This window comes from Cupriavidus sp. GW823-FHT06D04 (assembly GCF_058795055.1).
The window spans coordinates 747,974-769,686 of the sequence record NZ_JBXAHL010000001.1 but is presented as its reverse complement, the minus strand read 5'-3'; the positions used below and the strand labels follow the sequence as shown (position 1 = coordinate 769,686).

Here is a 21,713-nt window from a genome sequence, read left to right as displayed (position 1 = left end):
GCCATGAGTGCCGTATCTGCCGAACAAGAGGACAAGACGCCGCCGCCCGCCGCGGCGCGCGAACAATCGCCGTGGCGGCGCTTTGCCGCGGAGTTCTTCTCCAGCAAGATTGCCGTGGCCGGACTGGCCACGCTGGTCATCATCATCCTGATCGCCATCTTCGCGCCGTGGCTGGCGCCGCAGAACCCCTATGACCTGGCGACGCTGGACGTGCTCGACGCGCGCCTGGCGCCGGGCGAGCAGGCCGGCAACGGCATGACCTTCCTGCTGGGTTCGGACGAGCAGGGCCGCGACATCCTGTCGGCGGTGATGTACGGTCTGCGCATCAGCATCGGCGTAGGCGTGGTCAGCACCGTGATCGCGCTGCTGCTGGGGGCCACGCTCGGCCTGCTGGCCGGCTTCCTGGGCGGGCGCACCGAGGCCGTCATCATGCGCGTGGCCGACCTGCAGCTGTCGTTCCCGCCGATCCTGCTGGCGCTGATCCTGCTGGCTTTCCTGCGCCCGGGCCTGGGCAATATCGTGATTGCGCTGGTGGCGGTGCAGTGGGCCTACTACGCCCGCACCACGCGCAGCGCCGCGCTGGTGGAGCGGCGCAAGGAATATATCGAGGCCGCCACCTGCCTGGGCCTGCCGCCGATGCGCATCATGTTCCGCCACCTGCTGCCCAACTGCCTGCCGCCGCTGATCGTGATCGCGGCGCTGCAGGTGGCTTCGGCCATCACGCTGGAAGCGACGCTGTCCTTCCTCGGGCTGGGCGTGCCGGTCACCGAGCCCTCGCTGGGCTCGCTGATCTCCAACGGCCAGCAGTACATGCTGTCGGGCAAGTACTGGATCAGCTTCTTCCCGGGCATCGCGCTGGTGGTCACCATCGTGGCGATGAACCTGGTGGCCGACCAGCTGCGCGATGTCCTCAACCCGCGCCTGCAGACGCAATAACCAGGAGCGGAACATGGCACAACCGACGTTGGTAGTTGAACACCTGAAGACGCAATTCCACACGCGCGGCGGCATCGCCAAGGCCGTCGACGACGTGTCCTTCACCGTGGGCCGCGGCGAGATCATGGGGCTGGTGGGCGAGTCCGGCTCGGGCAAGTCCATGACCGGGTATTCGATCATGGGCCTGATCGACCCGCCCGGGAAGATCGTCGACGGCCGCATCGCGCTGACCAGCCGCGACGGCATCACCCGCGACCTGCGCGCGCTCACGCCGGCGCAGCAGCGCGACGTGCGCGGCAACCGCATCGCGATGATCTTCCAGGACCCGATGATGACGCTGAACCCGGTCCTGCGCATCGACACGCAGATGATCGAGGCGGTGCTGGCCCATGAGAAGGTGGGCAAGGCGGTGGCGCGCGAACGCGCGCGCAATGCGCTGGCGCGGGTCGGCATCCCGTCGCCGGACGAGCGCCTGCAGGCCTATCCGCACCAGTTCTCGGGCGGCATGCGCCAGCGCGTGGCGATCGCGATCGCGCTGCTGAACAAGCCCGACCTGATCATTGCCGACGAACCGACCACCGCGCTGGACGTCACCATCCAGGGCCAGATCCTGTACGAGATGCAGACCCTGTGCCGCGAATCGGGCACGGCGCTGATCTGGATCACGCACGACCTGTCGGTGGTGGCGGGGCTGGCCGATACCGTGTGCGTGATGTACGCCGGCAAGATCGTCGAGGCCGGCGACGTGCGCCAGGTGCTGGAGCACCCTGAGCACCCGTACACCCACGGGCTGATCAGCTCGGCGCCGTCGCGCAATCCGCGCGGCGCGCCGCTGCGGCAGATCCCGGGCATGACGCCGTCGCTGCTGAACCTGCCGGGCGGCTGTGCCTTCCGTGAGCGCTGCCCCTACGCCACCGCTGCCTGCAAGACCGAGCCGCCGCTGGAGACCGCCGCCGACGGCCGCCGCCTGCGCTGCTTCCATCCGGTGCTGGCCAACCAGGAGGCGGCATGAGCGCAACTGAACTGCAATCCCGACCGATGACGAATCCTGCCGCTGAAGAGGGGGCCACGCCGAGCGCGCCGATCCTGGAGCTGCGCGGCGTGTCCAAGCGCTTCGTCAAGTCGCTCGACGCCGCCGCGCGCATCGCCAACCTGTTCGGCGCCCATGCGCATGACGAGGTGGTGCACGCGGTCGACCGCGTCGACCTGAGCATCCGTGCCGGTGAGGTGGTGGGCCTGGTGGGCGAGTCCGGCTGCGGCAAGTCCACGCTGGGCCGCATGGCTGTAGGCCTGCACTCACTGACCGAGGGCGAGCGTTTCTGGCGCGGCACCAACCTCGACCACCTGCCGCCCGACAAGCGCCGCGAGAAGCAGCTGGCGATCCAGATGATCTTCCAGGACCCGTATGCCTCGCTCAATCCGCGGCTGCGCGTGCTGGATATCGTCGGCGAGGCGCCGGTGGTGCACGGCATGGTCGAGCGCGGCGCGCAGAAGGGCTATGTGGAAGACATGCTGGTGCGCGTGGGCATGGACCCGACCGTGCTGCGGCGCTTTCCGCACCAGTTCTCCGGCGGGCAGCGCGCGCGCATCGGCATTGCCCGGGCGCTGGCGGTGAAGCCCGAGTTCCTGGTGTGCGACGAGTCGGTGGCGGCGCTGGACGTGTCGATCCAGGCCCAGGTGCTGAACCTGTTCATGCGCCTGCGCGAAGACCTGAACCTGACCTACCTGTTCATCAGCCACGACCTGGGCGTGGTCAAGCACATCAGCGACCGCGTGGTGATCATGTACCTGGGGCGGGTGGTCGAATCCGCGCCGACCGAAGACGTGTTCGCCGCGCCCAACCATCCCTATACCCAGGCACTGCTGGCCGAGGCGCCCAAGCTGGAGGTGGCCCGCAAGACCTATGTCGCGATCCGCGGCGAGATCCCGTCGCCGCTGAACCCGCCGCCGGGCTGCCATTTCCACCCGCGCTGCCCGCATGCGATGCCGCGTTGCCGGGAAGAGCAGCCGCTGCTGAAGGAGATTGCGCCGATGCGATTCTCGGCGTGTCACCTGAACGACATGGAGTAGGGCCTGGTTTTCTCCTCCCTCGCGCAGGGAGGAGAAAACCCGGAGTCTCAGCGGATCACCTGGCCCTTCGAATTGATGATCGTCATCTCCACGAATTTCGAGCCCACGTGGTTCTCCGGCGTGAAGTTGACGATAAACCCGCCGAGGTCATAGCTGCGCATTGACTCCAGCGCGGTCACCAGCTTCTCGCGCGTCAGGTCCTTGCCAGCGCGGCGCAGGCCTTCGGTGAAGGCCTTGGCGGCGATAAAGCCTTCGATGCTGGCGTAGTCGAATTCGCTGGGCTTGCCGGCGGCCTGCAGCATGCGCAGGTACTCCCGCACGATCGGCAGCGTGGCGTTGCCCGGGTGCGGCATCACCTGCGAGATGATCACGCCGCTGCCCTGCGCGCCGACCTCGTTGGCCAGCGCCTGCGTGCCGACGAAGGAGACGTTGTAGAACTGGCCGTTGTAGCCGCGGCGCAGCGCTTCCTTCACGAAGGCGCCGGCGGTGCGGTAGGCGCTGATCATCACCACGGCGTCGGGCCTGGTCTTCATCGAGCCCTGTATGGCGTCGCCGATTTCCGTGGTATTGCGGATCACGGGCTCGCGCGCGACGATCTGTACGCCGCTGTCGGGCGCGGCCTTGAGCGCGCGCTCCAGACCTTCCAGTCCGGCCTTGCCGTAGGCGTCCTCGTTGTAGACCACGGCCACGCGCCTGAGGCCGGTGGTCTGGATCTGGCGCAGGATGGCCGCGGTTTCCTCGTTGTAGCCGGCGCGCACGTGGAAGACGTAGCGGCTGCGCGGCTCGCGCAGCGACTGCGCCCCGGTGTACGGGCCGAAGAACGGCACCTTGGCCTGGGTTGCCAGCGGCAGCGCGGCCTGGCTGGTGGGCGTGCCGACATAGCCGAAGAGGGCGAAGACGCGGTCTTCCTCGATCAGCTTCTTTGTGTTCCTGGCGGCGGGCTCGGGCTCGTAGTAGTCGTCCAGCGCCTCCAGCCGGATCTTGCGGCCGTAGATGCCGCCCTGCTGGTTGATGTGGTCGAAATACAGCCGCGCGCCCGAGTTCATCTGCTTGCCGAGCACGGCGGTCGGGCCGGTCAGGGCGGCGGACTGGCCCAGCAGGATGGTGTCGGCAGTGACGCCGTTTTCGGATGTGTCGGCGGTGCCCGCCGTGTTGGCTGCGAAGGCAGCGCAGGATGCGCCACCCGTGCCGATGGCGCACGCCACCAGCAGGCCGGCAAGCCGGCCATTGACCCCCGATCGGAAAGACATAAACCCCCCGCGAAATGTGGTTCGGTTACCCGTTGGCCGCGTCGGCCGGTCTCTCGCCGGCGAATTGCTCACGTCGTGCGGCATGGTGCGCGTACTGGTCTGTGCCGGCAGCGCGCCGGCACATCATAATCGAATACAATCGGATCGAGATACTCCCCGCCATCACCCCGCACGGCCGGGAAAGCGCCGCCCGCCGGCGCGGCTCGGGCGCCGCAACCCGCCGCCTGCGCCGGCATCTCCAGTTCCGTACGACCGAACGAAAACAACACACCCCGCCCGGAGACCCCATGGCTTCCCGCATCGTCCGCGCCGCCTGTCCGCATGACTGCCCCGACACTTGTGCCTTGCTCGTTACCGTCGAGGACGGCCGTGCCGTCAAGGTAGCGGGCGATCCCGACCATCCCGGCACGCAGGGCGTGCTGTGCACCAAGGTGTCGCGCTACACCGAGCGCACCTACCACCCGGACCGGCTGCTGACGCCGATGAAGCGCATCGGCAGGAAGGGCGAAGGCAAGTTCGCGCCGATCTCCTGGGAGGAGGCGCTGGACACCATCGCCACGCGCCTGCAGGCGATTGCGGCGCGCGATCCGCAGGCGATCGTGCCGTACAGCTATGCCGGCACCATGGGGCTGGTGCAGGGCGAGAGCATGGCCGCGCGCTTCTTCAACAAGCTGGGCGCGTCGCGGCTGGACCGCACCATCTGCGCCAGCGCCGGCGCCACCGCGCTGCGCTACACCTACGGCGCCAGCGTGGGCATGGACATGGAGCACGTGGTCGATGCCAGGCTGGTGATCATCTGGGGCGGCAACCCGATTGCTTCCAACCTGCATTTCTGGACCCGCGCGCAGGAAGCCAAGCGGCGCGGCGCCACGCTGGTGGCGATCGATCCGTACCGCTCGCTGAGCGCCGAGAAGTGCCACCGCCACATCGCCCCGATGCCCGGCACCGACGGCGCGCTGGCGCTGGCGCTGATCCATGTGCTGATCCGCGACGACCTGCTCGACCACGACTACATCGAACGCCACACCGTCGGCTTCGAGGCGCTGCGCGAGCGCGCGCAGGCCTACACTCCGGCACGCGCGGCCGAAATCTGCGGCATCCCGGCCGAGGACATCGAATGGCTGGCCGGCCTCTACGGCCAGCTGGCGGTGCGCGAGCGCCAGCCGGTGGCAATCCGCCTGAACTACGGCATGCAGCGCGTGCACGGCGGCGGCCAGGCGGTGCGCGCGGTGGCGTGCCTGCCGTCGCTGGTGGGCGCCTGGCGCCAGCCCGCGGGCGGGCTGCAGCTGTCGACCTCGGGCTTCTTCCCGATCGACGAAGCCGCGCTGCAGCGCCCCGACCTGCTGCCTGGCTGGCCGCAGACGCTGCCGCGCATCGTCAACATGAGCACCATCGGCGACGCGCTGCTGGCCGAGCCGGCACCCGGCGCGCCGCGCATCGAGGCCGTGGTGGTCTACAACAGCAACCCGGTCGCGGTGGCGCCGGAATCCGGCAAGGTCGCCGCGGGCTTTGCGCGCGAGGACCTGTTCACGGTGGTGCTGGAGCATTTCCGCACCGACACCGCCGACTATGCCGACATCCTGCTGCCGGCGACCACGCAGCTTGAGCACACCGACGTGCACAAGGCCTACGGCCATACCTATTTCCTGGCCAACAACGCCGCCATCGCGCCGATGGGCGAGGCCCTGCCCAATACCGAGATCTTCCGCCGGCTGGCGCAGCGCCTGGGCTTCACCGAGGCATGCTTTGCCGACAGCGACGAGGCCATCGCCGCGCAGGCCATCATTCCGGGCGATGCGCGCGCGGCCGGCATCAGCTGGGAATCATTGAAGGAGCAGGGCTGGCAGAAGCTGGCGCTGCCGGCGGCGCCGTTCGCCGAGGGTGGCTTCCCGACCGCATCGGGCAAGTGCCAGTTCTATTCGGAGCCGATGGCGCGCGATGGCTTCGACCCGCTGCCTGACTACGTGCCGCAGTACGAGGCGCCGCTGACCGCGCCCGAGCTGGCGGCGCGCTATCCGCTGGCGATGATCTCGCCGCCGGCGCGCAACTTCCTCAACAGCTCCTTCGTCAACGTCGACAGCCTGCGCGCCACCGAGGGCGAGCCGCACCTGGACATCCACCCGGCCGACGCCGCCGAGCGCGGCATCGTGCACGGCGCCATGGTGCGCGTCTTCAACGACCGCGGCAGCATGGTGGCGCGCGCCCGCGTCACCGACCGCGCCCGGCGCGGGCTGGTGGTGGGCCTGTCGATCTGGTGGAAGAAGCTGGCTTCGGACGGCAAGAACGCCAACGAGCTGACCAGCCAGCGCCTGACCGACCTGGGCCGCGCGCCGGTGTTCTATGACTGCCTGGTGCAGGTCGAGGCCTGCACGCAAGGGGCAGTCCTGCCTGCATGACGCCGCAGCCTGGCCGCCGGCGCTGGGCGGCACTCCTGGCGGCGACCGGCCTCACCGCGGTGGTCCTGGTGACGGCCGGGTGCGAGGCCGTCGGCTACTACGCGCAGTCGATCGGCGGCCACCTGGGCGTGATGGCCCAGGCACAGCCGCTGACCGACGCCATCGCCAGCGCGCGCGACGCCAACGATGCGCGCCTGGCGCAGCGGCTGGCGCTGGCCGGCCGCATGCGCGACTTTGCCTCGCGCGAACTGAAGCTGCCCGAGAACGGGAGCTACCGCCGCTACGCCAACCTGCACCGGCCCTATGTGGTGTGGAGCGTGTTCGCCACGCCCGAGCTGTCGATGGAGCTGCGCAAGTGGTGCTTCCCCATCGTCGGCTGCATCAGCTACCGCGGCTACTACGCCCAGTCCGATGCCGAGCAGTATGCGCAGGGATTGCGCCGCGACGGGCTGGAGACGTACGTGGCCGGCATCCCCGCCTATTCGACGCTGGGCTATTTCGACGACCCGCTGCTCAATACCTTCGTCTACCTGCCCGAGGGCGAACTGGCGCGGCTGATCTTCCACGAGTTGGCGCACCAGGTGGTGTACGTGCGCAACGACACCGCCTTCAACGAGTCCTTCGCCACCGCAGTGGAAGCCGCGGGCGTGGAGCGCTGGCTGTCCGAGGATGCGTCGGAGGACGCGCGCGCCAGCTATCGGCAGTACGATGCCCGGCGCCAGCAGTTCCGCGCGCTGTTGCTGGGCACGCGCGACCGGCTGGTGGCGCTGTACCAGACCCCGCTCGATGATGACGCCAAGCGCGAGGGCAAGGCCAGGATCTTCGCCGACCTGCGCACCGAGTACGCGCGGCTACGCACGGAGTGGGGCGGCTTCAGCGGCTATGACCGCTGGTTCGACCAGCCGCTGACCAACGCCCATCTGGCCGCGGTGGCCACCTACCAGCAGTGGGTGCCGGCCTTCACCGCGTTGCTGGCGCGGTGCAACGGCGACTGGCAGCGGTTCTATGACGAGGCCGCCCATATCGGCGCGCTGCCCGCCGCCGAGCGCGAGGCCGCGCTGCAGCGGCTGGCGCCGCCAGCCACGCGCACCGGCACGCTGACCGCGGGCGGCAAGACGGCGGCCAACTAAGCTGCCGCGTCCCGCCGTGCGAGAATTGCATCATGTCGATTGCACCCAGATCCGCACCGCTGAACCCGCCGTTGAGCGCACCGCCAGAGCCGCAGCCGGCCCGCCCGCATATCGCCGAGCGCCAGGAGGCCCGCCGCCGCCAGATCCTCGATACCGCCGCGCAGCTCTTCTACAGCAAGGGCTATCCCGGCATGACCATGAACGACCTGTGCCGCGCGCTGGGCGTGACCAAGCCGGCGGTCTACTACTACTTTGCTGACAAGTACGAGATCTTCGACATCCTGTGCCGCGAGTCGGCCCAGACCTGCCTGCCCGTGATCCGCGAGACCGCGGACCCGGCGCTGCCGGTGCGCGAGCGCCTGCAGGCCTGCCTGCTCGAGATGGCGCGGCGCTGCGTTGCCTGCCATGTGCCGGCCACGCTGAGCTTTCGCGACAACCAGTACCTGCGCCCCGACACCGTGGCGTGGCTCGACAGCATGGCGCGGGACTTCTATCGCGACCTCTATGCGCTGCTGGAAGAGGGCAGGCGCGATGGCGTGTTCGCCTTCGGCGACGCGCGCGTGACGGCGCATGCGATCGGCAGCGTGGTGGGCTTCCTGTACACCTGGCATGAACCCGGGCGCATGGACCCGGAGACACTGGCGCAGGAGCTTGCCGCCAGCATGATGAAGCTGGCGCTGCCCAGCGGCGGGTGAGTGCGGATTTGCCTCACTAGGGGTTATCCCGCTACTTGCGCCCGATCGGTGGCGCATAATGCCCGTCAGGGGCACCAAGGGCTGTCCGGTGACCCCGAGGACTTCGTCTAAGTTGTTGTTTTAACCGGGGCGCACGTTTAGCATCTCGGCAAAATCGAACGACCATTCAGAAATTCAGGAGACGGTGCTATGGAAAGAATTTGGCTGAAACACTACCCGGCCGGCGTTCCCGCCGAGATCGATGCCAGCCAGTTCCGCTCGCTTGCCGCGCTGCTCGAGGCGTCTTTCCGCACCTATGCCGACCGCAAGGCCTTCATCTGCATGGACAAGGCCATCACCTACGGCGAACTGGACCAGCTCTCGGCCCACTTTGCCGCGTGGCTGCAGTCGCGCGGGCTGCGCCCCGGCGCACGCGTGGCGATCATGATGCCGAACGTGCTGCAGTACCCGGTGGTGCTGGCGGCGGTGCTGCGCGCGGGTTTCGTGGTGGTCAACGTCAACCCGCTCTACACTCCGCGCGAACTCGAGCACCAGCTCAAGGACAGCGGCGCCGAGGCCATCGTGATCCTGGAGAACTTTGCCTCGACGCTGCAGCAGGTGCTGGCCAAGACCCCGGTCAAGCATGTGGTGGTGGCCAGCATGGGTGACATGCTCGGCGGCCTGAAGGGCGCGATCGTCAATTTCGTGGTGCGCAACGTCAAGAAGATGGTGCCGGCGTGGGAGCTGCCCAACTGCGTGCGCTTCAACAGCGTGCTGGCCGAAGGGCGCAAGCTGACGCTGCAGCCGGCCACCACGGGGCCGGAGGACGTTGCCTTCCTGCAGTACACGGGCGGCACCACCGGTGTATCCAAGGGCGCGGTGCTGCTGCACCGTAACGTGGTGGCCAACGTGCTGCAGTCCGAGGCGTGGATGCAGCCGGCGCTGGACAAGGGCGCCCATATCGACCAGCCCATCACCATCACCGCGCTGCCGCTGTACCACATCTTCGCGCTGACGGTCTGCTGCCTGCTGGGCATGCGCAGCGGCGGCACCAGCGTGCTGATCCCGAATCCGCGCGACATCCCGGGCTTCATCAAGGAACTGCAGAAGTACAGGTTCAACATGTTCCCAGCGGTCAACACGCTGTACAACGCGCTGCTCAACAACCCGGAAATCAGCAAGGTCGATTTCTCCGGCCTGCGCGTGGCCAACGGCGGCGGCATGGCGGTGCAGGAGGCGGTGGCCAAGCAGTGGCTGGCCAAGACCGGCTGCCCGATCATCGAAGGCTACGGCCTGTCCGAGACCTCGCCCTCGGCCACCTGCAACCCGACCGACACCAACGTGTTCTCCGGCACCATCGGCATGCCGCTGCCCTCGACCGAAGTGGTGATCCGCGACGACGACGGCAAGGACGTGCCGCTCGGCCAGCCGGGCGAGATCTGCATCCGCGGCCCGCAGGTGATGGCCGGCTACTGGAACCGCCCGGACGAGACCGCCAAGGTCATGACCCCGGACGGCTTCTTCAAGACCGGCGACATCGGGGTGATGGACGAGCGCGGCTACACCAAGATCGTCGACCGCAAGAAGGACATGATCCTGGTGTCGGGCTTCAACGTGTATCCGAACGAGGTCGAAGGCGTGGTCGCCGAGTGCCCGGGCGTGCTGGAAGTGGCGGCCGTGGGCGTCCCCGACACGCACTCGGGCGAGGTGGTCAAGCTGTTCGTGGTGAAGAAGGATCCGGGGCTGACCGAGGCCGATGTGATCGAGTTCTGCAAGGAACGCCTGACCGGCTACAAGCGGCCCAAGTACGTCGAGTTCCGCACCGAGCTGCCCAAGACCAACGTCGGCAAGATCCTGCGCCGCGAACTGCGCGACAGCCGCAAGGCCGCCTGAGCGGCAGCCGCTGCAAACGACAACGGCCTCCCGAGTGGAGGCCGTTGTGCTTTCAGGCCGCGTTGCGGCGGCTCAGCACTCGTTCGATGGCGCCAGGCGGGCTTCCTGGCTGCCGTCGGGGTAGATCACCCGCACGCACGCGCCAGGCTCCAGCCCCGGCGCCGCCGGCGCGTTGGCCGATACGATCGCGCCGTCCATGGTTCGCACCTTGTACTGGAACAGGTCGACCTGCTGCACCGGTGCGGGCTTGCTGAACAGCCGGCTCAGGTCGAAGGCAAAGCCCACGCCCACCCCGCCACCCCCGCCGCCACCCGCGGCGCCCACGCCGACGCTGGTGCCGCCGCCGTAGTACGGGGGCACCTGGGCCACGTCCAGGCGGGTCAGGAACGTCTTCTCGGTGACGCGGCCAAGCTTGATGGTGGCGTTCACCGGCGTGACCTGCGGCGGCGGCGGCGTGCTGCTGCAGGCGGCCAGCGCCGGCAGCAGGCCGCACAGGACAAGGTAGAGCAGGGTCTTCATGGCGAGATCAGGCCGGTCTTGAGCCGGCCAAGCAGTCGGAACAGGGCGCGCCGGTCGGTCTCGGCCAGGCCGGAGAACAGTTGCTCGATCCAGTCCTCATGCGCGCGCGCCATGCGCGAGAACGCGGCGCGCCCGGCCGGGGTCAGGCGGATCAGGTAGGCACGGCGGTCAGTGGGCAGGGCCTCGCGCGAGACCAGGCCTTCCTGCTGCAGCTGGTCGGTGATGCCGGTGACGTTGCCACCTGTCACCATCATGCGGCGCGACAGCTCGCCCATCTTCAGGCCTTCAGGGTGGCGGTCGAGCTGTGCCATCAGGTCGAAGCGCGGCAGGGTGCAGGCAAAATCCTGGCGCAGCCGCGAACGGATATCGCCCTCGATCAGGGTGGTGCAGGTCAACAGCCGCAACCACAGCCGCAGGGCTTCGTGCTCGGTCTGGTCGGCGCGGGTTTCAAGGTCGACCGGCGCGCTTTCGGCGCCGGCGGCAGGGGACGGGTTTGGCATCTTCAGTGCATCGGTGCGCAGGGGTGCGGCCGCAGCCGCCAGGGGCCGCCCACGGGGCGGGCAGCCGACATTTGATGCCTCAAGTATATGCGCGATACGGGCCGCCGCCCTGCCGGCGATCAAATCGGCGTCAATCCACCTTGGCGCCGGAATCCTTGACCACCTTGGCCCACTTGGCGGTTTCGGCGCGGATGAACGCGGCGAACTGCTCCGGGGTGTTGCCGACAGGCTCGGCGCCCTGCGCCTGCAGGCGTTCGCGCACGGCCGGGGCATTCAGCGCCTTGGCCACTTCCTGCTGGATGCGGTGGATGACATCCGGCGGCGTGCCGGCCGGCGCCAGCATGCCGAACCAGGAGCTGGCTTCATACTGCGGCAGGCCCGCGGCCTGGGCTATGGTCGGCACGCCCGGCAGCGCCGGCGACGGCCTGGCGCTGGTCACCGCCAGCGCCTTGAGCTTGCCGCTCTTGATCAGCGCCATCGACGAAGGCAGGTTGTCGAACATCACCTGCACGGTGCCCCCGGCCAGGTCTGTCAGCGCCGGCCCGCTGCCCTTGTAGGGGAAGTGGACCATGAAGGTCCGGGTCTGCGTCTTGAACAGCTCCCCGGCCAGGTGGATCGAGGTGCCGTTGCCGCTGGAGGCCATGTTGATCTTGCCGGGGTTGGCGCGCGCGTAGGCGATCAGGTCCTTGACGCTGTCGATCTTGTTTTGCTGCGCAAACGCCGGATTCAGCACCAGCACGTTGGGCACGGCCGCCACCTCGGTGATCGGAGCGAAGTCCTTGATCGGGTCGAACGGCAGCTTGCCGTACAGCGACTGGTTGATGCCATGGGTGCCCACGGTGCCCATCAGCAGCGTGTAGCCATCCGGCGCGGCCTTGGCGACGAGGTCCGCGCCGATATTGCCGCCGGCGCCGGGCTTGTTGTCGACCACCACGTTCCAGCCCGGCAGCCTGGCCAGCTCCGCGGCCACGGCGCGGGCCAGGATGTCGGTGGTGCCGCCGGCGGCAAAGGGCACCACCAGCCGGATCGGCTTGGCCGGGTACGGGTCGGCGGCCAGCACCGACTGGCTGGCGAGCGCGGCAAGGCTGGCGGACAGCAGCAGCGCGACGGCGCGCCGGCGATTGGGTTGCATGCGTGAGTCTCCTGGTGTTGTCCGCTCGTGAGGTCGGTGGGGCGGCTACGGTAAGTGCATTCTAGTCCGCTGCCGGGGTGGCGCCGATGAGGTGATGCCCTATGGGAGTGGGGGGCGCGCCAATGAAAAAAGGCACCCGGAGGTGCCTTTGCAGACCGGCCTTGCGACCGGGATCGACAGGCGATCAGAACTTGTGGCGGATGCCCAGGGCGACGCCGACCATGTTGTCCTTGCCGGCACCCAGGAAGTAGCCGTTGGCGAAGCTGATGGCCGAGGTGTCGAAGTTCAGGCCGGCGTTCTTCGAATAGGCGGTGGTCAGGTAGAGGTCGGTGCGCTTGGACAGGTTGTAGTCGGCGATGAACGAAATCTGCCAGGGGTTCTTGATATTGTTGGTGGCGCCGGTGGCGGCCAGGTTCAGGTTCTTGACGTCGTCGTAGTAGTAAGCCAGCGTCAGGCCCAGCGCCGTCGTGACCTGGTAGTTGGCACCGACCCAGTAGTAGTTGTCCTTCAGGATCGTATTGTCATTCGGTGCCTTGTTCATGCCCCAGCGATAGCCGGCCATCAGCTTGGCCGGGCCGAAGGCATAGCTGGCGGCAACCGCGGCCTTCTTGAAGTCACCGGTGCCACCGGCGGCGTTCAGGGTCGGGTTGTACTGGTCATAGGCGGCGGTAATGCCGAACGGGCCGGCGGCCCACGCCAGGCCGGCACCGTAGCCGGTGTCGCGGCGGAACTGGCCGGGGACTTCGCCGCCGCCGGCAACGCCGTTACCGAACGACCAGTGCGCGACCGCGGTCACCGGGCCGAACTTGCCGGTGTACTTGGCAGTGTTGTCCGAGCGGAAGTTCAGGCCCAGTTGAGCGACCACCGGCTCGTACTGGGTGGCATAGCCGGCCGGCGAAAAGTTGGCCATCATGTCAAACAGCGAGGTGTACTGGCGACCGAAGGTCACGCGGCCGACCTGGTCGCTTTCCAGGCCGACGTAGGCTTGACGACCGAACAGGCGGCCACCTTGCTGCGATTTCCCGTCATCCAGCCCAAAACCGCTTTCAAGCACAAAGAGCGCCTTCAGGCCGCTGCCCAGGTCCTCGACGCCACGCAGGCCCCAGCGCGAGCCGGACAGGCCGCCGGAGGACATCCGGAACAGGTTGTGCGCTGCGCCCGGGAACGGGTTGGTGGGGCTGGCGTTGGTCGGGTTCGTCGTCGACATATTGCTGACGTATTCGAGGTTCGCATCGGCCACGCCGTACAGGGTCACGCTCGATTGGGCCTGCGCCGCCCCAGCAAATGCGCCAAGCGCTGCCAGCGCCAGAAGCGATTTCTTCATGCTCGTTGATCTCCACTGTAAGAATTATTGGTGACGGCCCGGGCGAACCTCCTGTTGGTCTCCATCCCCCGTGCGTCAAACTTCCTTGGAAGTTGCGAAGTACTGTAACAAACAACCCTTAATTCACTAGTCAGGCCAATCCCCCTTGTCTTCTTTTAACAACTCAGGGTTTCTGAGTAGCCAGGCGCATCAATGCAAGGCGGGATGCGGGTTGGCGCCGATTAGAGGCAAGCTACAATGCGGGTAATCCCGATGGCCCCTGCGCGTGCCGCGCCGCGGCCGCGCACCCCATGATGGCAGGGGCTGCCGGGAACGAAGACCAACTGCCTCTGCGACATGGACACCCTGATCAAAGAATTCGACGTGGCATTGCGCGCCATTGCCGGCGCCACGCGCACCGCGCGCACCAACCCGGCTGACCGGCTGGCACCGGACACCGAACAGATGAGCGCCGATGAACGCCGCCACGTGGCCGGGCTGATGCGCGTCAACCATGTCGGCGAGGTCTGCGCGCAGGCCCTGTACCAGGCCCAGAAGCTCACCGCCCGCAACGGCGCGGTGCGCGCGCAGATGGATGCCGCCGCGCGCGAAGAGGAAGACCACCTGGCCTGGTGCGCCGAGCGCCTGCGCGAACTGGGCTCGCGCCCGAGCCTGCTCAACCCGCTGTGGTACGCCGGCGCCTTCGCCATCGGCTGGGTGGCCGGCCGCGCCGGCGATCGTGTCAGCCTGGGCTTCGTCGCCGAGACCGAGCGCCAGGTCGAGCACCACTTGGGCGGGCACCTGGACCGCCTGCCCGAGGCCGACGGCCGCTCGCGCGCCATCCTCGAGCAGATGCGCGACGACGAGATCCGCCACGGCGATGCCGCGCGCGATGCCGGCGGGATCCCGTTGCCCGCCCCGGTGCGGGCACTGATGCGCGGCGCCTCGCGCGTGATGACCACCGCCGCCTACCGGATCTGAGCCGGCCCCTGCTTGCCCCTCGCTGGCCCTGGTTCCGGCGGGGCTGGCGGGCAATTGTTGTATCCTTTCTTCGCGCGACGGGGCAGGTCTCTCCCGTGCCGCCGGCAGTTCCTCCGCAAGTGGTTCTCAGGTGGTTTCTCGGCTTTCCTCCCTAAGATCTTCATTTCATTAAGGATTCACTTTTTCGGTGCGTGAAGTGTGCGCGCTAAGTCATTGTTCTGATTCAAAAAAACTCGTTTGCTGCCCTGCAACCAGCCTTGACCCGCCATATCGCTTCCTCTAAAGTGGGAAATAGTGTGAGGAAGTGTATTTTTGTGTGAAATTGGGCCCCGGCCGTGGGATGATGTCGCCATAGTCGGAACAGAAGGGATTCACGCGCATGCTGGCCGACAACCGGCCGGCATGGACCGGGAGCAAGCTTGTTTCAGGGAGCATCGGCACTCTCGCTGGATGCCAAGGGGCGGATGTCCATTCCGTCCCGGCACCGCGAGGCGCTGCAACAGCAGGCCGAAGGCCGGGTGACGCTGACCAAGCACCCGGATGGCTGCCTGTTGCTGTTTCCCCGGCCCGAGTGGGAAACCTTCCGCACGCGCATTGCAGCGCTGCCGATGGATGCGCACTGGTGGAAGCGCATCTTCCTGGGCAACGCCGCCGACGTGGAAATGGACGGCGCGGGCCGGGTGCTGATCGCCCCGGAACTGCGCAGTGCCGCCTTGCTCGACAAGGAAGTCATGCTGCTCGGCATGGGCAGCCATTTCGAAGTGTGGGATGCCGCGACCTACGCCGCCAAGGAACAGCAGGCGATGGCGCAGGGCATGCCCGAAGCATTGAAGAATTTCTCTTTCTGACGAGGTCATGAGTCCTACCGGAACGCCGGCAACCCCCGCCCTGCGCCATCGCACCGTGCTGCTGGACGAGGCCGTCGACGCCTTGGTCTGGCGGCCCGACGGGGTCTACGTCGACGGCACCTTCGGCAGGGGAGGGCACAGCCGGGCGGTGCTGGCCCGGCTGGGGCCAGACGGGGCCCTGGTTGCGTTCGACAAGGACCCAGCAGCAATCGCAGAAGCGGGCACCATCAAGGATGCCCGCTTCTCCATTGAGCACGCGAGCTTTGCGGCCATGGCCGAGCGCCTGTCGGGGCGCGGCCACGTCGCTGGCGTGCTGCTCGACCTGGGGATCAGCTCGCCCCAGATCGACGAGGCGGCGAGGGGGTTTTCCTTTCGTTTCGAGGGCCCGCTGGACATGCGCATGGACACCACGCGCGGCATCACTGCCGCGCAGTGGCTGGCGCAGGCGGATGAGCAGGACATTGCCAGGGTGATACGAGACTATGGGGAAGAACGGTTTGCTGTACAGATTGCAAAGGCGATTGTTGCTCGCCGGAGCGAACCCGGCGATGGCGGACTCATCGCCACTACTGCCGACCTTGCCGCGCTCGTGGCGAAAGCCGTCAAGACACGCGAGAAGGGTCAGGACCCTGCGACCCGCACCTTTCAGGCTCTACGGATTCACGTCAATCAAGAGCTTGAGGACCTCGAAAGAGGGCTGAAGGCGGCGTATGAACTGCTGCAGGTCGGAGGGCGCCTGGTGGTGATCAGCTTCCACTCGCTGGAGGACCGCATCGTCAAGCGGTTCATGGCGGCGCACGCCCGTCCCCAGCAGGATGCCGACCCGGCGCTGCGCCGTGCGCCGCTGCGCGCGGCCGACCTGCCGCAACCGACGCTGCGCCTGCTCGGCCGCTACAAGCCGGGCACTGAGGAGGTGGCCGCCAACCCGCGCGCGCGCTCGGCCGTGATGCGCGTGGCCGAGAAGCTGGCCCCTGCCGCGACTCCTGCGGGCGGAGGCGCACGCGCATGAACCGCCTGACCTTCTTCCTGCTCGCCGCGCTGATCCTGTGCGCGCTGTCGCTGGTGAGCGCGCAGCACCAGGCGCGCACGCTGTTCGTCGCACTGGAGCGGGCCCAGGCTGAAGAGAAGCAGCTCGATATCGACTGGTCGCGCCTGCAGTACCAGCAGAGCGCGCTGGGCAAGAGCGCGCGCATCGCCGACACGGCGCGCGCGCAGCTGAAGATGGCGCCGGTCAACCCCGGCAAGACCCAGTACCTGTCCGGCATCGTGCTGCCGGCGCCCGCCGAGGCGGCGCCGGCCAGTGCCGCGGAGGCGCGCCGATGAGCATGGCCCGTCCCAACCCGCCCCGCCGTGACCGCAACGGCACCGCGTCGCGCCCGCGCAGCGGCCAGTTCTCGGCCAGCCCGGTGCTGGGCCTGCGCCTGCCGATGTGGCGCTCCAAGCTGGTGGTGTTCATGATGTTCGCGGCCTTCGGCGCGCTGGCCGTGCGCGCGGCCTGGATCCAGGGCCCCGGCAACCAGTTCTACGAGGCCGAGGGCAAGAAGCGCTTCCAGCGCACGCTGGAGCTGCCGGCCACGCGCGGCAAGATCCTGGACCGCAACGGCCTGGTGCTGGCCACCAGCCTGCCGGTCAAGGCCATCTGGGCGGTGCCCGAGGACGTGCCCAACCAGGTCGATGCCGCCAAGATCCGCCAGCTGGCCAAGTTGCTCGGCATGTCCGAGAAAGACCTGGGCAAGAAGCTGTCCGAGGACAAGGGCTTCGTCTACCTGAAGCGCCAGGTGCTGCCTGACGTCGCCGACAAGATCGCCGCGCTGAAGATCGAAGGCATCCACCAGACCCGCGAATACAAGCGCTTCTACCCGGAAGGCGAGGCGATGGCCCACATCGTCGGCTTCACCAACGTGGAAGACCGCGGCCAGGAAGGCGTGGAGCTGGCGCGCGAGCCCGGCCTGGCCGGCCGTGCCGGCGCGCGCCAGGTGATCAAGGACCGCCTGGGCCGCGTGGTCGAGGACGTCGGCGTGCTGAAGACCCCGCGTGACGGCGAGGACATCCAGCTGTCGATCGACGCCAAGATCCAGTACCTGGCCTATAACGAACTCAAGGCCGTGGTCGAAAAGCACAAGGCCAAGGCCGCCAGCGCGGTGGTGCTCGACGCCCAGACCGGCGAAGTGCTGGCGCTGGCCAACTGGCCCACCTACAACCCCAACGACCGTACCCGGCTGTCCGGCGAGCAGCTGCGCAACCGCGTGCTGACCGATACCTTCGAGCCGGGCTCGATGATGAAGCCGATCACGGTCGGCCTGGCGCTGCAGCTCAAGCGCGTGACGCCGTCCACGGTGATCACCACCACCGGCAAGTACAACTTCGAAGGCGCCACCATCAGCGATACCCACAACTATGGGGCGCTGACGGTGAGCGGCGTGATCCAGAAGTCGAGCAACATCGGCACGACCAAGATCGCGATGATGATGAAGCCGCAGGAAATGTGGGACATGTTCACCAGCGTCGGCCTTGGCCAGGCGCCCAAGATCGGCTTCCCCGGCGCCGTGGCCGGCCGCGTGCGCCCGTTCAAGAGCTGGCGCCCGATCGAGCAGGCCACCATGTCGTACGGCTACGGCCTGTCGGTGTCGCTGTTCCAGATGGCGCATGCCTACACCATCTTCGCGCATGACGGCGAGCTGATCCCGGTGTCGATGTTCCGCACCAACGGTCCTGTCGCCGGCGAACGCATCCTGTCGCCCCAGGTGGCGCGCGATGTGCGCGCCATGCTGGAAACCGTGACCGCGCCCGGCGGCACCGCCCCCGAGGCGCAGGTGATGGGCTACCGCGTCGGCGGCAAGACCGGCACCGCCTACAAGCATGAAGGCCGCGGCTACAACCGCAGCAAGTACCGCGCCTCGTTCATCGGCCTGGCGCCGATGTCGAATCCGCGCATCATCGTGGCCGTCAGCGTGGACGAGCCCACGGCCGGCAGCCACTACGGCGGCTTGGTGGCCGGCCCGGCGTTCGCGGCCATCACCGGCGGCACGCTGCGCGCACTGAATGTGCAGCCCGACTCGCCGATCCGCCAGCTGGTGGTCAGCGACAAGGTGCAGGAGAGCGAACCGTGGAGCTCGACCCAATGACGGCCAAGCCACTGCTCCCGCTCGAGGTCACCGCCCAGGCCAGCAACGCGCTGGCCTGGCTGCGTACCAACGTGGCCGCCGCCGCGCAGCTGACCGGCGATACCCGGCGCCTGGCGCGCGGCGATGTGTTCTTCGCCTACGTGCTCGGCAACGAGCGCCTGGCCACCGACGGCCGGCCCTATATCGCCCAGGCGATCGCCGCCGGCGCGGGGGCCATCGTCTATGAGGCCGACGGCTTCGACTGGCCCTTCGGCGACGTCGTGCCGCACCTCGCGGTGAGCCGCCTGCACCAGCTGGCCGGCCCGATCGCCGCCGGCTGGCATGGCAACCCGGTGCGCGGCCTGGCCGTGACCGGCATTACCGGCACCAACGGCAAGACCTCGTGCAGCCAGTGGCTGGCACGGGTGCTGCAGGCCGCCGGCACGCCTTGCGCGACCATCGGCACACTGGGCACCGGCTTCCCGGGCGCGCTGCAGGCCACCGGCTTCACCACGCCCGACGCGGTGCAGCTGCAGGCCAGCCTGGCGTCCCTGCACGACGCCGGCGCGCGCGCCGTGGCGATGGAGGTGTCCTCGCACGGCCTGGAGCAGGAGCGCGTGGCCGGCACGCATTTCTCGGTGGCGGTGCTGACCAACCTGACCCAGGACCACCTCGACTACCACGGCTCGATGGCTGAGTACGAGGCCGCCAAGGAGAGCCTGTTCCGCTGGGACGGCCTGCGCACTGCTGTGATCAACCGCGACGACGCCATGGGCCAGCGCCTGCTTGCGGCGGACGCCGCCGCCATCGGTGCGCCGCACGTGATCGAATACGGCATCGACGGCCCCGACGCGGCCACGGTGCGCCGCCCGCGCGGCGAGTGGCTGCGCGCCACCAACGTGCGCGCCACGCCCACCGGCACCGCCTTCCATATCGACGGCAGCTTCGGCAGCGCCGAGATGGCCACGCCGATGATCGGCGCCTTCAACGTCTGCAACCTGCTGGCGGTGCTGGGTGCGGCACTCGCCAACGGCGTGGCGTGGGACGCCGCCATCGCCGCGCTGCGCGCGCTGACGCCGGTGGAAGGGCGCATGGAGTTGTTCGGTGCCGCCGGCGGCCCGGATGCGCCACTGGCCGTGGTCGACTACGCCCATACCCCGGACGCGCTGGCGCAGACGCTGGCCGCGCTGCGCCCGGTGGCGCAGGCGCGCAACGGCCGCCTGTGGTGCGTGTTCGGGTGCGGCGGCGACCGCGACCCGATCAAGCGCCCGCTAATGGGCGCAGTGGCCGAGCGCGAGGCCGACGAGGTCATCCTGACCAGCGACAACCCGCGCAGCGAAGACCCGCAGGACATCCTGGACGCCATTGCCGACGGCATGGCCGAGCGCGCGCGCGCTCGCCAGATCGAAGACCGCGCCGCCGCCATCCTCTATGCCGTCAAGCACGCGGCACCGGCCGACGTGGTGCTGGTGGCGGGCAAGGGCCATGAGGCCACCCAGGAGATCCAGGGCCGCAAGCGCCCGTTCTCCGATCGCGAACACGTACGACTGGCGCTTGCCACCCGTGGAGTATCGGCATGAGCCAGACCCCAATGACCACCTTGCAGCAAGCCGCCGGCTGGATCGCCGGCGCGCGCGTTTGCGGCGACGGCGCCGTGAAGTTTTCGCGCGTGCATACCGACAGCCGCAGCGTCGAGCCGGGCGACCTGTTCGTCGCCCTCAAGGGTGAGCGCTTCGACGCGCATGACTTCATCGCCGACGTGGTGGCACGCGGCGCTGCCGCCGTGCTGGTCAGCCGCGAAGTCGATGCCGGCGTGCCGGCCATCGTCGCGCCGGACACGCGCCTCGCGCTGGGCGAGCTGGGCGCCGGCTGGCGCCGCCAGTTCACGCTGCCGGCGGTGGCGGTGACCGGCAGCAACGGCAAGACCACGGTCAAGGAAATGATCGCGGCCATCTTTGCCGCGGCGGTGGGCGAGGACCAGCGCCTGGCCACCGGCGGCAACCTGAACAACGATATCGGCCTGCCGCTGACGGTGCTGCGCCTGCGCGCCACGCACAAGCTGGCGGTGCTGGAGCTCGGCATGAACCACCCGGGCGAGACGGTCTACCTGGCCGGCATCGCCCAGCCTACCGTGGCGGTGATCACTAACGCGCAGCGCGAGCACCAGGAGTTCATGGTGAACGTGGAAGCCGTCGCCCACGAGCACGCCGCCGCGATCGCGGCGCTGCCGGCCCACGGCGTGGCGGTGTACCCGCTCGACGCGGAAAGCGGCGGCGCCCACGCGCCGCTGTGGCGCGAAGCCGCGGGCGCGCGCCGCGCGCTGTCGTTCGGCACCTCGCAGCGCGCCGATGTGCACGCCACCGTGACGCTGGTCGACGGCGCACAAGTGATGCAGGTACGCGCGCCCGGCCATGGCTTCGACGTGCGCCTGGCGCTGCTGGGTGAGCACAACGTGCGCAACGCGCTGGCCGCCATCGCCTGCGCGCTGGCCGCGGGAGTGCACGTGCCGGCGATCCAGTCGGGCCTGGCCGGCTTTCATGCGGTCAAGGGCCGGCTGCAGGTCAAGTACACGCCGGGTGGGACGGTCGTCATCGACGACACATACAACGCCAACCCCGACTCCATGCGCGCCGCCATCGACGTGCTGGCCGGCTTTGCCGCGCCGCGCATCCTGGTGCTGGGCGACATGGGCGAAGTGGGCGACCAGGGCCCGGCGTTCCACGAAGAGATCGGCGCCTACGCCAAGGCGCGCGGCGTTGGCACGCTGTGGGCGACCGGCGAACTGGCCGTGCATGCGGTGCAGGCATTCGGCGCGGGCGGCCGGCATTTCGGCAGCGCGCAAGCACTGGCAAAGGCACTGGAGGAAGACAGCAGGGGCATGGTGGCGCAAGCGGGCGCCGTGCTGGTGAAGGGATCGCGCTTCATGCGCATGGAACGGATGGTCGCGGCGCTGGTCGCAGACTCTTCCGCACACTAA

At 68.5% G+C, this 21,713-nt stretch carries 19 protein-coding genes; 14 read left to right on the top strand and 5 right to left on the bottom strand.

Annotated features, from left to right (window positions below):
* Positions 1-3 precede the first annotated feature (3 nt).
* Genes AC1Q7H_RS03610 through AC1Q7H_RS03600 form a run of 3 tightly spaced genes read left to right on the top strand, consistent with a single transcriptional unit; the run spans position 4 to position 3,006 of the window.
* Positions 4-936, top strand: a complete 933-nt coding sequence (locus tag AC1Q7H_RS03610; protein ID WP_013958095.1) for an ABC transporter permease — start codon at positions 4-6, stop codon at positions 934-936.
* Between the two features lie 13 nt (positions 937-949).
* A complete protein-coding gene (locus tag AC1Q7H_RS03605; RefSeq protein WP_013958094.1) occupies positions 950-1,948 on the top strand; it encodes an ABC transporter ATP-binding protein in 999 nt (332 codons plus the stop codon).
* Between the two features lie 26 nt (positions 1,949-1,974).
* Positions 1,975-3,006, top strand: a complete 1,032-nt coding sequence (locus AC1Q7H_RS03600; RefSeq protein ID WP_167540182.1) for an ABC transporter ATP-binding protein — start codon at positions 1,975-1,977, stop codon at positions 3,004-3,006.
* A 47-nt stretch (positions 3,007-3,053) separates the two neighbouring features.
* Here AC1Q7H_RS03600 and AC1Q7H_RS03595 read toward each other — a convergent pair whose 3' ends face one another.
* On the bottom strand, positions 3,054-4,256 hold the full coding sequence (locus tag AC1Q7H_RS03595; RefSeq protein ID WP_211980332.1) for an ABC transporter substrate-binding protein: 1,203 nt from the start codon (positions 4,254-4,256) through the stop codon (positions 3,054-3,056).
* Between the two features lie 287 nt (positions 4,257-4,543).
* Here AC1Q7H_RS03595 and AC1Q7H_RS03590 point away from each other — a divergent pair, with 287 nt between their 5' ends.
* The 4 genes from AC1Q7H_RS03590 (at position 4,544) to AC1Q7H_RS03575 (ending at position 10,349) form a co-directional block, all read left to right on the top strand.
* On the top strand, positions 4,544-6,652 hold the full coding sequence (locus tag AC1Q7H_RS03590; protein WP_211980331.1) for a molybdopterin-containing oxidoreductase family protein: 2,109 nt from the start codon (positions 4,544-4,546) through the stop codon (positions 6,650-6,652).
* Positions 6,649-7,782 (top strand): aminopeptidase, encoded by a 1,134-nt coding sequence (locus AC1Q7H_RS03585; RefSeq protein ID WP_492380956.1) that lies wholly within the window; start codon positions 6,649-6,651, stop codon positions 7,780-7,782. Before AC1Q7H_RS03590 ends, AC1Q7H_RS03585 begins: the two co-directional genes overlap by 4 nt.
* Before the next feature lie 32 nt (positions 7,783-7,814).
* Complete coding sequence (locus tag AC1Q7H_RS03580) at positions 7,815-8,477, top strand: TetR/AcrR family transcriptional regulator (RefSeq protein WP_492380955.1); 663 nt, start codon at positions 7,815-7,817, stop codon at positions 8,475-8,477.
* A gap of 189 nt (positions 8,478-8,666) precedes the next feature.
* A complete protein-coding gene (locus AC1Q7H_RS03575; RefSeq protein WP_211980329.1) occupies positions 8,667-10,349 on the top strand; it encodes a long-chain fatty acid--CoA ligase in 1,683 nt (560 codons plus the stop codon).
* 72 nt (positions 10,350-10,421) lie between these two features.
* Here the strand turns inward: AC1Q7H_RS03575 and AC1Q7H_RS03570 are convergent, their stop codons facing one another.
* The 4 genes from AC1Q7H_RS03570 to AC1Q7H_RS03555 all read right to left on the bottom strand — a co-directional run bounded on the left by AC1Q7H_RS03570 (position 10,422) and on the right by AC1Q7H_RS03555 (position 13,824).
* Positions 10,422-10,868, bottom strand: coding sequence for a hypothetical protein (locus tag AC1Q7H_RS03570; RefSeq protein WP_211980328.1), 447 nt, complete (start codon positions 10,866-10,868; stop codon positions 10,422-10,424).
* Positions 10,865-11,368 (bottom strand): MarR family winged helix-turn-helix transcriptional regulator, encoded by a 504-nt coding sequence (locus AC1Q7H_RS03565; protein ID WP_013958086.1) that lies wholly within the window; start codon positions 11,366-11,368, stop codon positions 10,865-10,867. Before AC1Q7H_RS03565 ends, AC1Q7H_RS03570 begins: the two co-directional genes overlap by 4 nt.
* A gap of 130 nt (positions 11,369-11,498) precedes the next feature.
* Positions 11,499-12,500 (bottom strand): tripartite tricarboxylate transporter substrate binding protein, encoded by a 1,002-nt coding sequence (locus AC1Q7H_RS03560; protein WP_013958085.1) that lies wholly within the window; start codon positions 12,498-12,500, stop codon positions 11,499-11,501.
* Positions 12,501-12,684: 184 nt separating this feature from the next.
* Positions 12,685-13,824: a porin gene (locus AC1Q7H_RS03555; protein WP_211980326.1), complete on the bottom strand. Its 1,140-nt coding sequence runs from the start codon at positions 13,822-13,824 to the stop codon at positions 12,685-12,687.
* Between the two features lie 336 nt (positions 13,825-14,160).
* Between AC1Q7H_RS03555 and coq7 the strand changes: the two genes are divergently transcribed.
* The 7 genes from coq7 (at position 14,161) to AC1Q7H_RS03520 (ending at position 21,713) form a co-directional block, all read left to right on the top strand.
* Positions 14,161-14,784 (top strand): 2-polyprenyl-3-methyl-6-methoxy-1,4-benzoquinone monooxygenase, encoded by a 624-nt coding sequence (gene coq7, locus AC1Q7H_RS03550; protein WP_211980325.1) that lies wholly within the window; start codon positions 14,161-14,163, stop codon positions 14,782-14,784.
* A 419-nt stretch (positions 14,785-15,203) separates the two neighbouring features.
* Complete coding sequence (gene mraZ / locus AC1Q7H_RS03545; protein ID WP_013958082.1) at positions 15,204-15,632, top strand: division/cell wall cluster transcriptional repressor MraZ; 429 nt, start codon at positions 15,204-15,206, stop codon at positions 15,630-15,632.
* Positions 15,633-15,639: 7 nt separating this feature from the next.
* Entirely contained in the window at positions 15,640-16,641 is a 1,002-nt protein-coding gene (gene rsmH / locus AC1Q7H_RS03540; protein ID WP_492378429.1) for a 16S rRNA (cytosine(1402)-N(4))-methyltransferase RsmH, read from the top strand.
* Positions 16,638-16,955 (top strand): cell division protein FtsL, encoded by a 318-nt coding sequence (ftsL, locus tag AC1Q7H_RS03535; protein ID WP_013958080.1) that lies wholly within the window; start codon positions 16,638-16,640, stop codon positions 16,953-16,955. The genes rsmH and ftsL overlap by 4 nt, the downstream gene beginning before the upstream one ends.
* The gene (locus tag AC1Q7H_RS03530; RefSeq protein ID WP_013958079.1) at positions 16,952-18,757 is read left to right on the top strand and encodes a peptidoglycan D,D-transpeptidase FtsI family protein; all 1,806 of its coding nucleotides are present in this window, start codon (positions 16,952-16,954) and stop codon (positions 18,755-18,757) included. Before ftsL ends, AC1Q7H_RS03530 begins: the two co-directional genes overlap by 4 nt.
* A complete protein-coding gene (locus AC1Q7H_RS03525) occupies positions 18,754-20,316 on the top strand; it encodes a UDP-N-acetylmuramoyl-L-alanyl-D-glutamate--2,6-diaminopimelate ligase (protein WP_492378456.1) in 1,563 nt (520 codons plus the stop codon). The genes AC1Q7H_RS03530 and AC1Q7H_RS03525 overlap by 4 nt, the downstream gene beginning before the upstream one ends.
* Entirely contained in the window at positions 20,313-21,713 is a 1,401-nt protein-coding gene (locus AC1Q7H_RS03520; RefSeq protein ID WP_013958077.1) for a UDP-N-acetylmuramoyl-tripeptide--D-alanyl-D-alanine ligase, read from the top strand. The genes AC1Q7H_RS03525 and AC1Q7H_RS03520 overlap by 4 nt, the downstream gene beginning before the upstream one ends.